This is a genomic window from Streptomyces sp. NPDC012508 (assembly GCF_042902595.1).
Lineage (GTDB): Bacteria > Actinomycetota > Actinomycetes > Streptomycetales > Streptomycetaceae > Streptomyces.
This window is the reverse complement of sequence record NZ_JBIBEO010000003.1, coordinates 491,102-503,026: the sequence shown is the minus strand read 5'-3', so window position 1 is coordinate 503,026 and position 11,925 is coordinate 491,102. Positions and strand designations below refer to the sequence as shown.

The 11,925-nt window shown below is 74.3% G+C and carries 8 protein-coding genes and 1 pseudogene; 8 read left to right on the top strand and 1 reads right to left on the bottom strand.

Annotated features, from left to right (window positions below):
- The first annotated feature begins 2 nt into the window (after window positions 1-2).
- The 6 genes from ACFY8U_RS12745 (at window position 3) to ACFY8U_RS12720 (ending at window position 7,404) form a co-directional block, all read left to right on the top strand.
- Window positions 3-1,301 carry an O-antigen ligase family protein gene (locus ACFY8U_RS12745; protein WP_389569147.1) on the top strand — a complete coding sequence of 433 codons (1,299 nt, stop codon included), beginning with the start codon at window positions 3-5 and terminating at the stop codon, window positions 1,299-1,301.
- A gap of 709 nt (window positions 1,302-2,010) precedes the next feature.
- The gene (locus ACFY8U_RS12740) at window positions 2,011-3,729 is read left to right on the top strand and encodes a lipid II flippase MurJ (RefSeq protein WP_389569721.1); all 1,719 of its coding nucleotides are present in this window, start codon (window positions 2,011-2,013) and stop codon (window positions 3,727-3,729) included.
- Window positions 3,626-4,438, top strand: coding sequence for a polysaccharide deacetylase family protein (locus tag ACFY8U_RS12735; RefSeq protein ID WP_389569144.1), 813 nt, complete (start codon window positions 3,626-3,628; stop codon window positions 4,436-4,438). Before ACFY8U_RS12740 ends, ACFY8U_RS12735 begins: the two co-directional genes overlap by 104 nt.
- Complete coding sequence (locus ACFY8U_RS12730; RefSeq protein WP_389569141.1) at window positions 4,435-5,568, top strand: glycosyltransferase; 1,134 nt, start codon at window positions 4,435-4,437, stop codon at window positions 5,566-5,568. The genes ACFY8U_RS12735 and ACFY8U_RS12730 overlap by 4 nt, the downstream gene beginning before the upstream one ends.
- A 7-nt stretch (window positions 5,569-5,575) precedes the next feature.
- A complete protein-coding gene (locus ACFY8U_RS12725; RefSeq protein WP_389569139.1) occupies window positions 5,576-6,265 on the top strand; it encodes a lipopolysaccharide biosynthesis protein in 690 nt (229 codons plus the stop codon).
- A complete protein-coding gene (locus tag ACFY8U_RS12720; protein WP_389569136.1) occupies window positions 6,262-7,404 on the top strand; it encodes a GNAT family N-acetyltransferase in 1,143 nt (380 codons plus the stop codon). The genes ACFY8U_RS12725 and ACFY8U_RS12720 overlap by 4 nt, the downstream gene beginning before the upstream one ends.
- A 721-nt stretch (window positions 7,405-8,125) precedes the next feature.
- On the opposite strand, the pseudogene ACFY8U_RS12715 reads toward ACFY8U_RS12720, so the two are convergent.
- Window positions 8,126-9,094: pseudogene (locus ACFY8U_RS12715) on the bottom strand (glycoside hydrolase family 26 protein); the annotation flags it as partial.
- Window positions 9,095-9,279: 185 nt separating this feature from the next.
- On the opposite strand from ACFY8U_RS12715, the gene ACFY8U_RS12710 reads away from it, so the two are divergent.
- Both ACFY8U_RS12710 and ACFY8U_RS12705 read left to right on the top strand, forming a co-directional pair.
- Window positions 9,280-10,593: an ATP-grasp domain-containing protein gene (locus tag ACFY8U_RS12710; protein WP_389569133.1), complete on the top strand. Its 1,314-nt coding sequence runs from the start codon at window positions 9,280-9,282 to the stop codon at window positions 10,591-10,593.
- A gap of 14 nt (window positions 10,594-10,607) precedes the next feature.
- The gene (locus ACFY8U_RS12705) at window positions 10,608-11,879 is read left to right on the top strand and encodes an NAD(P)-binding domain-containing protein (protein ID WP_389569718.1); all 1,272 of its coding nucleotides are present in this window, start codon (window positions 10,608-10,610) and stop codon (window positions 11,877-11,879) included.
- The last annotated feature ends 46 nt before the right edge of the window (window positions 11,880-11,925 follow it).

Below are 11,925 nucleotides of genomic sequence, written 5' to 3'. Positions count from 1 at the left end.
TGATGGCGACGGCGGCCTGGGTGCTGCCCGGGGCGGCCGGGACCGACGTACGGGACTGGGCGCGCCGGGCCGGGGCGCTGTCCCCGGTCCTGGCGGTGATCGCGCTGCTGCTCGTACCGGGCGGCGGCGGCGCCGAGGGCGGCACCGGCGGTACGGGGACGATCGCGGACGCGGCCTCGGGGCTGCTCGTGCTGATCTGCCTGGTGCGCGTGGTGCGCAGCGGGGCGCGGCCGTTGAGCCGCGCGGCGGCGGTCGTGATCGGGCTGCCGGTTCTCGGGATCTGTCTGGCGGCGATCACCTCGAACGATCCGGCGGCGAGCCTGCCGGGTGTCGCGCGGTACGTCCAGGTCTTCGTGCTCGTCCCGGCGGCCGTGCTGCTGATGATCCGCGACCGGCGGGACTTCGCGGTCGTCGCGTGGGCGCTGGTCGGTCTGGCGCTGCTCCAGGGCGCGGTCGGGGTCACGCAGTATCTGACCGGGACGGGCGCGTCGTACCAGGGCGAGGACATCCGGGCGGTGGGGACGTTCGGGCCGACGGACGTGATGGGGATGGCGACGGTCGTCTCGTACGGCCTGGTCATCGTCACCGGGATCGCGCTGGGGAGCGGACGGGGCCGGGCGCGGACGGCGGCGCTGGTCTGCGCCGGGCTGCTGTTCCTCCCTCTGGTGCTCTCCTTCAGCCGGGGCGCGTGGATCGCGACGGTGCTGGCGATCGCCATCCAGCTGGTGCTGTCGGGGCTGCGGCGGGCAGGGCGGGTGGCGCTCGTGGTGGGCGCCCTCGCGGTGGTCCTGGTCGGCGGTCTCGGGGTCGGTTCGGCCATGGTGAAGGAGCGGGTCGCCAGCATCACGCAGGTGGCGGGGGCTCCGGACCAGTCGGTGACGGACCGGTACACGATGTGGGCGGCGGCCGGTGAGATGTGGCGGTCGGATCCGCTGACCGGGGTGGGGCTCAAGGGATTTCCCGCGTACCGCGACTCGCACGCCTCGGTGGCGCTGTCGTCCGGCAGCGACACGGCGGGCGCGGGCGCCGCGTTCCGCCGGCAGCCGCTGCTCTCCCCGCACAACATGTATCTGCTGGTCCTCAGCGAGCAGGGCCTGCTGGGTCTGCTGGCCCTCGCGGGCAGCTGGGCGGCGCTGCTGGTGGGGGCGGTGCGGCGGCTGGGGCTCGTCGCGATCGGGCTGCTGTCGTGGCAGCTCATCGACTTCTTCTACGCGGACATCGGGGGGCCTTCGACGGTCCTGATGTCGGTCGTCCTCGGTCTCGCGGCCTGGTGGTCGCTGGCGGAGGTGAAACGTGCGTGACCCGTGGGGCGGGGAGCCCGAGTCCACGGACCGGGTGCCGCCTCCGGAGAGCTCCGGGGCCACCGGTACGCCCGTGTGGGCGGACCCCTGGTCCACGCCCGACCTCGCGCCGGGCGGCCGGCGCTGGGCGGGCACGACGTCCCCGGTCCCGGACGGCCTCGCGGCCCGGACCGGCCCGGGCCCTGCCCCCACCGCGGGCGAGGGCCCGGGGGCCGTGGCCGGCCGTTCGCCCGGTGGCCCGGTGGCCCGGTCCGCCGAGGGCCCTACGGGCCGAGCCGGTACCGACCGGAGCCACCCCGCGGGCGGGCCCGCGGCGGCTCCGCGGCTCGGGTCCGTGTCCGGCCACCGCGCCGGCCCGGCCCCGTCGGCCCCGCCGCCCTACGGCGGAGCCGCCGTACCCGGCACGACGGGTGCCGGCGGGCAACTCCCTCCGTCCGTCCCCCCGGTGCCGCCGCACCCGCCGTACGGCGGAGCCGACGACTCGGCGTCGAGCACCCTGCGGACCGGACCGGCGGACGCGCACGAGCGGTTCGTCCGGCACCAGCCGCAGACCGACGCGCGGGCCCGTCGGCCCCACGGCGGGGCCGCGGGCCCGGCAGCGGTACGTCCCGTCGGTCGCCCGGCGGCCACGAGCCCCGTCGGCACCCGCCCCGGTGCGGCCGCGACGGCCCTCCAGCCGCCGGCTCACCGGGCGGCGGACGCTCCGGCGGTGGTGGAGTATCCCGAGGACTGGCGGCCCCGTCCCCCACGTGACACGGGCGGCCGCGCCCCGGGCCGGGCGCGGCACAAGGCGCCGAAGTCCGCCGGTTCCCGCGGGTTCCTCGCTCGGGCCGCGGCCGTGACGGCCGGGCTCACCGCGGCGGGGGCCGTGCTCGGTCTCGTACGGGACCAGAGCCTGGCGCGCTACTTCGGTGCCGGGGCCGAGACCGACGCGTTCCTCGTCGCCTGGACCGTGCCCGAGTTCGCGTCGACGCTGCTCATCGAGGACGCGATGGCCCTCATCCTCGTGCCCGCGTTCAGCCGCGCCCTCACCCGCCGGGGCGCCGTCCGCGCCCTCGTACGCTCCACGCTGCCCCGGCTCGCGCTCGTCATGTCCGCCCTCGCCGGGGTGCTGATCCTCGCCGCGCCGCTCCTCGTCGCCGCCCTCGCGCCCGGTCTCCCCGACCCGCGGCTCGCCGTCGACTGCACCCGGCTGACCGCGACCTGCGTCCTGACCTTCGCACTCGCCGGCTACTGCTCCGCAGCGCTCCGCGCGCACGGCTCCTTCCTCCCGCCGGCCGCCATCTACGTCGCGTACAACGTCGGCATCATCGGCACGATCGTGGCGCTGCGCGAGCCCTTCGGCGTACGGGCGGCGGCGGCCGGGGTCGCCGTCGGGGGCGTACTGATGGTCGCGGTACAGGCGCCCTACCTCGTACGGGAGTTGCGCGGCAGGCAGCGGGGGCCACACGGCGAGCCGACCGGCGACGGGCGGCTCCTCGTGCTCGGCCTCATCGCCCCGGTCATCGCCTTCACGGTCTCCCGCCAGTCCCAGATCCTCATCGAACGGTTCCTCGCCTCGCCCCTGCCCTCCGGCGCGATCTCGCATCTGAACTACGCGCAGAAGGTGGCGCAGATGCCGATGATCCTCTCGCTGATGCTGTGCACGGTCAGCTTCCCCGTCGTCGCCCGCGCCATGGCGGCGGGCGACGCGGACGGTGCGCGCCGCCGAGTGGAGCGGGACCTGCTGCTCGCCGCCGTCGTCGTGCTCGTCGGCACCTCGATCGTCATCGCCGCCGCCCCCCAGATCGTCGAAGTCCTCTTCCAGCGCGGCGCCTTCGACCACTCCGACACCGCCGCGACCGCCGCCGTGATGCGCGTCTACGCCCTCGGCCTGCTGGGCCAGACGACGGTCGGCACGCTGGTCCGCTGCTACTTCTCCGCCTCCCGCCCGCTCTGGTACCCGGCCGCCGCCATGGCCGCCGGTCTCGCGGTGACGGCCGTCGCCGGGGTCTTCGGTGCCGGACTGTGGGGCGCCGTCGGCATCGCCGCCGCCAACGCCCTCGGGATCACGCTCACCGCCGTGATGATGCTGCTCGGCGCCCGCCGCCAGGCCATCCCGGTCCGGATCCGCTACCTCGGCGAGGGGCTGCTGCGGCTGGCCACCGCCGCCGCGTGGGCCACCGCCGCCGGCTGGCTGTGCTCGGTCCTGATCGAGCCCGCGGTGCTCTCCCTCGCCGTCGCGAGCGTGGTCTCGGTCGCCGTCTTCCTGCTCTTCCTCGCCTGCGCCGCCCGTGCGCCGGACATCCCTCCCCTCACCCGTACCGCGTCACGAAGGCTCGCCCATGCCCGCTGCCACGGCGCCCCGCACCGCCGCGATCCGTCGACTGCTGCCGAAGCCGCCCCCGTGGGTGGTGATGTACCACTCGATCGCCGACACCACGGATGATCCGTACCGGGTGACCGTCTCGCCGGTGCGCTTCGCCCGGCAGCTGCACTGGCTGAACGACCGGGGGCTGCGCGGTGTCTCCGTGCGCGAGCTGCTCGCCGCGAGAGCCGCGGGCCGCGCGAAGGGGCTCGTCGGTCTCACCTTCGACGACGGGTACGCCGACTTCGCCGACTCGGCCCTGCCCCTGCTGCGCCGCCACGGTTTCACGGCCACCGTCTACGTCCTGCCCGGCCGTATCGGCGGCGAGAACGCCTGGGACGACGACGGCCCGCGCAAGCCCCTGCTGACGGAGGACGGCATCGTGGCCGTCGCCGAGGCGGGCATGGAGATCGGTTCGCACGGACTGCGGCACGTCTCGCTGCCCACGGTCGACGCCGGGACGCTCGCCGAGGAGACCCGGCGCAGCCGTGAGCTCCTGGAGGAGATCACCGGCGGCCCGGTGGACGGCTTCTGCTACCCGTACGGGGACATCGACGCCCGCGCGGTGCGGTCCGTGCGGGAGGCGGGGTACCGGTACGGCTGCGCCATCGACCCGGGCCCGCTGACCTGCGCGCACGCGCTGCCCCGGGTCCACATCGACGAGCAGGACACCTCCTGGCGCCTCACCGCGAAGCGTCTTCTGCACCCGCTGCGCCGCCGCCACCCCCGCGACCTCGATGCCGGTTTCGCCGGTGCGTCCGGCCGCGACGCCGTCCGGGAGATGACATGAAGGTCCTCCACATCATCACCGGTCTCGGGATCGGCGGCGCCGAGCAGCAGCTCCGGCTGATGCTGCGTCATCTTCCCGTCCGCAGCGAGGTCGTCACGCTCACCAACCCGGGCCCGGTCGCCCGTGGCCTCGAGGCCGACGGGGTCCCCGTCACGGATCTCGGCATGACCGGCAACCGGGACATCGGCGCGCTCCCCCGCCTCGCGGGGCTCGTCCGCCGGGGCGGGTACGACCTCGTCCACACCCACCTGTACCGGGCCTGCGTGTACGGCAGGATCGCCGCCCGCCTCGGCGGTGTCCGTACCGTCGTGGCGACCGAACACTCCCTCGGGGACACGCAGATCGAGGGCAGGCCGCTGTCGGCGGGCACCCGCGCGCTCTATCTGGCCACGGAGCGGCTGGGCTCGGCGACGGTCGCCGTCTCGCCCAGCGTCGCCCGCCGGCTGGAGACATGGGGGGTGGCGCCGTCCCGTATCCAGGTCGTCCCCAACGGCATCGAGCGGGCCCGATTCGGCTTCGACGAGGACGCGCGCCGGATGACCAGGAAGCTGCTCGACCTGCCGGAGGACGCGTTCGTCGTCGGCGGGGTGGGCCGGCTCGCGCCGGGCAAACGCTTCGACCGGCTCGTACGGGCGGTGGCGTCGGTGCCCGGGGCCCGGCTGCTGCTGGTCGGGGAGGGCGAGGAGCGTGCTCGGCTCCTCGCCGTGGCGCGCGAGTGCGGGGCGGCGGACCGGGTGCTCCTCACGGGCGCCTGCGAGGACCCGCCGTCCGCGGACTCGGCCGACCCCGGTCTTCCGTCGCTGCTCGCGGCGATGGACGTCTTCGTCTCCACCTCCCCCGACGAGACCTTCGGGCTCGCGGTCGTCGAGGCGCTGGCCGCCGGGCTGCCGGCGCTGTACGTGGCGTGCCCGGCGGTCGACGACCTGCCGCCGGACGCGGCCCCAGGGGCCCGGCGGGTCGGCGAGTCCGTACCCGAGCTGGTCTCGGCGCTGCGCGGCATCCGCGACGCCCGGCTCGCCCGGCTGCCGCAGCCCGCCGCGGCACGCCGCTACGACATCGCGCACAGCGCCCGGCAGTTGATGTCCCTCTACGAACAGGCCGTCCACGGCACCCCTCTCCTCGCGAAGTGAGTCACCGATGAGCTCCCTGAGTCCCCAACGCTCCCGTCTCGTGACGGTCCTGCGCACCCCCCGCCGCTGGTGGGTGCTGCCCTCGTCCGTGCTGATCGGCGCGGTGCTCGGCGGCGGATACGGGGCCGTGAAGACCCCGCAGTACGCGGCCACGAGCTACGTCATCGTCGTCCCGGGCGAGAAGTCCGACCCGGCCGCCGCGCTCGGCTTCGCCCAGGCGTACGGAAGAGTCGCCACCGACATCGCGGTGACCGGCGACGCACAGGTGTGGGCGGGCGTGCCCGCCGCGACCCTGCGCGACAGCGTGCAGGCCGAGACCTCCCCCGACGCCCCGATGATCTCCCTCACCGCGCGGTCCGCCACGCCGGGCAAGGCCGTCGCCATGGCGGACGGTGTCGCCCGCGCCCTGATCCTCAACAGCACGCACGTCTCGGGGAGCACGGGCGTGAAGGTCGTGCAGTTCTCCCGGGCGACCAAGCCCGTGAAGCCCGTCTCTCCCTCGGCCCCGCTCTCGGCGCTGGTCGGAGGCTGCGCGGGCGGTCTGCTCGGCGGTCTGGCACTGCTCGTACGCCCGCAGCGCGCGGCGCGCACCGAGGCCCGGCATTCCCGGCCCGCCTCGGCCTCCGTCCCCGGCCCGGCGGTCGGCAAGACCCAGCCGGAACCGGCGCCGGAGACGGCGGGACGGGGGGCGGTGTGACGGGGGACGGCTGGAGAAGCGAGGTCTGCCGGGACGGTGCGGAGTTCGGCAGGCTCGGCGAGCGGTGGGCGTCGCTGTACGCCCGCTGCTCGACGGCCACGCCTTTCCAGTCCCACTCCTGGCTGCACTCCTGGTGGGTGTCGTACGGGACGCACGGCGCGCTGCGGGTGGTGCTCGTACGGCGGGAGGACGGCGAACTGGTCGCGGCGGCGCCCCTGATGCGCGCCCCGGGCCCGCTGCCCGTCCTCACCCAGCTCGGTGGTGCGATCACCGACTTCACGGACGTCCTGCTCGACGACGCCTGCCCCGAGGCCGCTACCGCGCTGGCCAGGGCGATGGCCGCAGCGGCGCGTGGCGCGGTGGTCGATCTCCGCGAGGTCCGGCCGGGGGCGTCGGCCGAGCGGGTGTTCGCCCGTTGGCGGGGGCCGCGCCGACGGCTCCCGGACTCGCTCTGCCTGGAGCTGCCCGCCCTGCCGATCGACGCCCTTCTCGCACGGATCCCCACGGGCAAGGCCCAGCAGCGGGTGCGGGCGAAGCTGCGCAAGCTGGACGCGCTCGGGATCGACGAGCGGATCGTGCCCGGGGACGAGGTGCCGGCCGCGCTCGGCCGACTTCTGAGGCTGCATCAGCTCCAGTGGCAGGGGCGTGGCGTGACCGCCGAGCACACCAGCGACCGGTTCGCCCAGCATCTCGCGCGGGCCGTGCGGCCGATGGTCGAGCGCGGGGACGCGCGGGTCACGGAGTTCCGGCTGGGTGGTGACGTCGTCGCGGCCGACCTGACCCTGATGTCGCCCCGGCTCGCGGGCGGATACCTCTACGGCGCGGATCCCGTGCTGCGCGCGCGGAAGATCGACGTGGCGACGATGCTGCTGCGCCACGGGGCCCGGGAGACCAGCGCGAGCGGGCGGGCCACGCTGAGCATGCTGCGGGGCAACGAGCCGTACAAGCAGCACTGGCGGCCGGAGTCGGTCCCCAATCAGCGGCTGATGCTGACGGGCCCGGGTACGGCTCCGCTGCTGTGGCTGCGCGCGGGCGCGGCGGACGGCAGGCGCTGGGCGGCGCGGCAGGCGCGGGAGCGGGCGTGGGTGGGGCGGGTGCTCGAACGGCTGCCGGTACGGCCGCGCGGCGGCGGAGGATGATCTCCTCCGCCGCCGCGCGGGGTTGTCGTCAGAAGGGCCAGGAGTCGCTGTCCAGGACGTTCTCCCAGGCGTCGTTGACCTCGGCCTCGACCTCGTCCTTCCAGTTCATGTCGACCTTGGGGACGCAGACCTGGTCACCGATCCAGCTCTGGACCCACGGACCGAGATTCACGGTCCAGCAGTTCTGCGCCGGGACGGGCAGGGGCTCGGGCTTCGGCTCGGGCTTGGGCTCGGGCTTCGGTTCCGGCTTCGGCTCAGGCTTGGGCTCGGGCTTGGGCTCGGGCTTCGGTTCCGGCTTCGGCTCAGGCTTGGGCTCGGGCTTCGGTTCCGGCTTCGGCGGGACCTCCGGCTTCGGCTCGGGCTTGGGCTCGGGCTTCGGCTCGGGCTTCGGTTCCGGCTTGGGCTCGGGCTTCGGTTCCGGCTTCGGTTCCGGCTTGGGCTCGGGGACCGCCGGGTCCTCGGGCTCCGACGGCAGCTCGGGAAGCTCGGGCTCGTCAGGGAGTTCAGGAATCTCCGGGAACTCCGGGAACTCCGGAATCTCCGGGAACTCGGGTACGTCCGGAATCTCCGGGAACCAGGGCTCCTCCGGAAGCTCCGGCAGCTCGGGCTCGGCCGGGATCTCGGGTACCTCAGGAACCTCAGGAACCTCAGGAAGCTCGGGCTCCGTCGGGACCTCCGGCACCTCCGGGACCTCCGGGACCTCCGGGACCTCCGGCTCGACACCCATCAGCATCTGCCGGAACACCTGCGAGGACTTCGGGTTGTTGTCGCACTGCCAGACGCCGTGCGGGCAGTAGTCCGTGATCGTGTGGTACAGCGGCTGGTGCTCGTCGATCCATTCGAGCATCCGCCGCATGTACTCGGGATTGTCCCCGTTCCGGAAGAGACCCCATTCCGGGTAGGAGATCTCCTTGCCGTGCTCGGCCGCGAAGTCCACCTGCTTCTGCAGCCCGTACGGCTCGTCGATGTGCCGGTCGAAGTCCGACCCCGCAGGCTGGTCGTACGAATCCATGCCGATGATGTCGACCACGTCGTCACCCGGATAGCATTCCGTCCACGGAATGGCGTCCCTGCCCCGGCTCGGATTGAAGTCGAAGCGGAACTCCTGACCGGGAACGGACCGCATGGCGGTGACGATCCGCGTCCAGTACTTCTTCCACGACGTCGGGTCGGGCGCGCACCGGTGGGTGTAGGTCGTTCCGTTCATCTCCCAGCCGAGGACGATGACGGTGTCCGTGGCCTTCAGTGCGACGAGCCGCTCGGCCAGCTTCTTGAAGTGGTGGTCGTAGTACCCCGCCGCGCCGAGCTGGAGCTGGCGGCGGACCTCGCGGTCGGAGACCCCGGCCTCGTTCCGCTCCAGCATCGGCACGTTCAGGACGAACAGCCGGTCGGCCCGCTGGTTGCGCCAGGCCGCCCAGGCGTCCAGGAAGCCGGGAGGGCTCTCGATGTTGGACCACAGGTCGCCCGGGAGGTAGGTGTGGCCGACGCGGAGCTCCCGACCGCCGAGCCACCGCTCCAGCTGACCGATCCGGCCGACGCCGGGCGGCCCCGATTCGAGAAACGCGCCCAGTGCGGTGGAGAGAGTCGGTTCGGGGTCTCGTGTCGTTACGGATTCGGCGGCGTGAACGGGAGAGGACAGCACGACGGAACCTGAGGCAAGGAGACCTGCGGTGAACACCCCCAGCCACATTCTCGATGCTTTCCGCTTCCTGTTGGTCATGGCCACTCCTTCACGATCTGCGCCGCGTGATGCACCGTCAGTCCGATACTCAGAAAGTATTCCTAATAAGCCGACCGTGAACGCTGCTCCGACCTGATCAGTAGTCCATTGGTGTATTTCATCGCCCAGTTGGGGCACCGAGATGAAGGAAAGCCGTGCCGACTTTTGACACCCGCGTCCCCGCCGTCCTCGTACGGCTCGACCGGAACCCCTTTCATCACGGCACCCTGGGCGCCGCCCGCTCCCTGGGCCGGGCGGGCATCCCGGTCCACGCGGTACTGGAGTCGCCCACGAGCCCCGCCGCCCGCTCCCGCTACGTCCGCTCCGTCCACACCCGCCCCGCGCCCGCCTCCCCCACCGCTCTCCCCGCCGCCCTCGCCGACCTCCTGCTGCGGCTCCCGGCCGAGCACACGACGCCCGCGCTCCTCGTTCCCCTCGACGACCTCGGCGCCCTCGCCCTGGCCGAGCACCGCGCCGAACTGACGGACCGCTACCTCCTGCCCGACCAGTCGGCCGAGCAGCTCGCCAGAGTGGCCGACAAGGCCGCCCTCGCCGAGACCTGCCGCGCCCTGTGCCTCCCTCACCCCCCGACCGAGCTCCCGGAGAGCGCCGACCAGGCCGCGGCCATGGCCCGGGCGCTCGGGCTTCCGGTCGTCGCCAAGTGGAGCCGTCCGTGGCTGCTCCCGCCCGGCGCGGGGCTGCGCAGTACGTCGATCGTCCGGTCGCCCGCCGAGGTCCGCGCCCTGTACTCCCGTACACCGGAGGCCGGCAGCCGGCTGCTGCTCCAGCGGCTGCTGCCCCCGGGCCGCGACCTGGACTGGTTCGTCCACGGCTACGCGGACGCCGCCGGGCGCTGCGCCACGATGGCCGCCGGGCGGAAGGAGCGGGCGTGGCCGGACGGGGCAGGACTCACGGCCGTCGGCCGCTGGACCGCGAACCCGGCGATCGAACGGATGACGGGCGAGCTGCTCCGCGCGCTGGGCTACCGGGGCGTGTTCGACCTCGACTTCCGGCTCGACCGCGCCAACGGGGCGTACCACCTGCTCGACTTCAACCCGCGGCCCGGCGCCCAGTTCCGGCTCTTCGCGGACCCGGCGGGGATCGACGTCGTCCGCGCCATGCACCTGGACCTGACCGGCCGTCGGATCCCGGCGCACTCCCCCTCGTACGGGCGCCGGTTCGTGGTCGAGAACTACGCCACGCTCTCCGTGCTCACCTCGCCCCGCCGACGGCACGGCGCCGAACCCGGCGGCGCCCCGCGCGGGCGGACGGAGACGGCCTGGTTCGCCGCCGACGACCTCGCGCCCGCGTTCGCGATGGCCGGCGCCTGGCTTCTCCACGCCCTGCGCAAGGGCCTGATGACGCTCCGTCGACCGTTCCGGTCCGGCCGTGCCAGGAAGACGGCGACCGTGTCGTCGCCGCCGATGGCCCCGGCCCGTACCGCCTCCGCCCGTACGACCCGACGATGAAGACGGAAGGCACGATGTACGACCTGGTGATTGTGGGAGCCGGACCCTACGGCCTCTCCGTGGCCGCCCACGCCGCGGCCCGCGGACTGAACCTGCGGACCTTCGGCCGCTCGATGGCCTCCTGGCACGCCATGCCCTCGGGCATGTTCCTGAAGTCCGAACCGTGGGCCTCCCACCTCTCCGACCCGCGCGGCGCGTTCGGGCTCGACGCCTACGCCGCGACGCGCGGCGCCCGCGCCGAGCACGGCGTCCCGCTCCCGGTCGGCTTCTTCGCCGAGTACGGCGACTGGTTCGCCCGCCGGACGGTCCCCGCCCTCGACGAGCGCCTGATCACCTCGGTCGCCCCGTGCGCGGACGGCTTCGAGGTCGTCACGGAGGACGGCGAGCGATTCCGTACGCGCACGGTCGCCCTGGCCGTCGGCGTCCTGCCCTTCATGGAGATCCCCGCCCCCCTGCGCGGGCTCCCCCGTGAGTACGTCACCCACAGCAGCCACCACGGCGAACTGGACGGCTTCGCCGGGCGGGACGTCACCGTCGTCGGCGCCGGACAGGCCGCCCTGGAGACGGCGGCGATCCTCACCGAACAGGGCGCGCGCACCCGCATCCTGGCCCGCTCGGACCGGCTGAACTGGAACACCCTCCCGCCGGCCCTCGACCGCGGCCTGTGGCAGTCGCTGCGCGCCCCGCACACGGGCCTGGGCTGCGGCTGGCACAACCGGCTGTACGCGGACACCCCCGGGCTCTTCCGGCGGCTGCCCGCGCCCACCCGGGAGCGGATCTTCGACTCGGCGCTCGGCCCGGCGGGCGCGTGGTGGCTGCGCGAGCGGTTCGCGGCCGTCACGGACGTACGCCTCGGCCGGCGGGTCGTCACGGCGGCGCCGACCGCCGACGGACGGCTGCGGCTCGACGTGACCGGACCGGACGGTCCGTCCGTCGTGGAGACCGACCACGTCATCGCGGCGACCGGGTTCACCCCGAGCCTGGACCGGGCCGAGGTCCTCTCCCCCGTGCTCCGCGAGTCGCTGCGTACGGTCGGCGCGGGCGGGCGCGCGGGCGGGGCGCCGGAGGTGGGGGCGCTGTTCGAGTCGTCCTGGCCGGGCCTGTTCCTCGCGGGGCTGCTCACCGCACCGTCGTACGGCCCCTCGATGCGGTTCGTGTTCGGCGCGGGCTACACGGCGGGGCGGCTGGTGCGCGGGGTCCGGCAGCACCTGCGGGCCACGTCGTCCCGTGGCGCGGTGGGCCGACCTCGTACGGGTGCGGCGCGGACGCCGGCCGGGCGGGCATGACGAAGGGCCGGCCCCCGGGGCGTCGAAGGACACTCCGGGGGCCGGC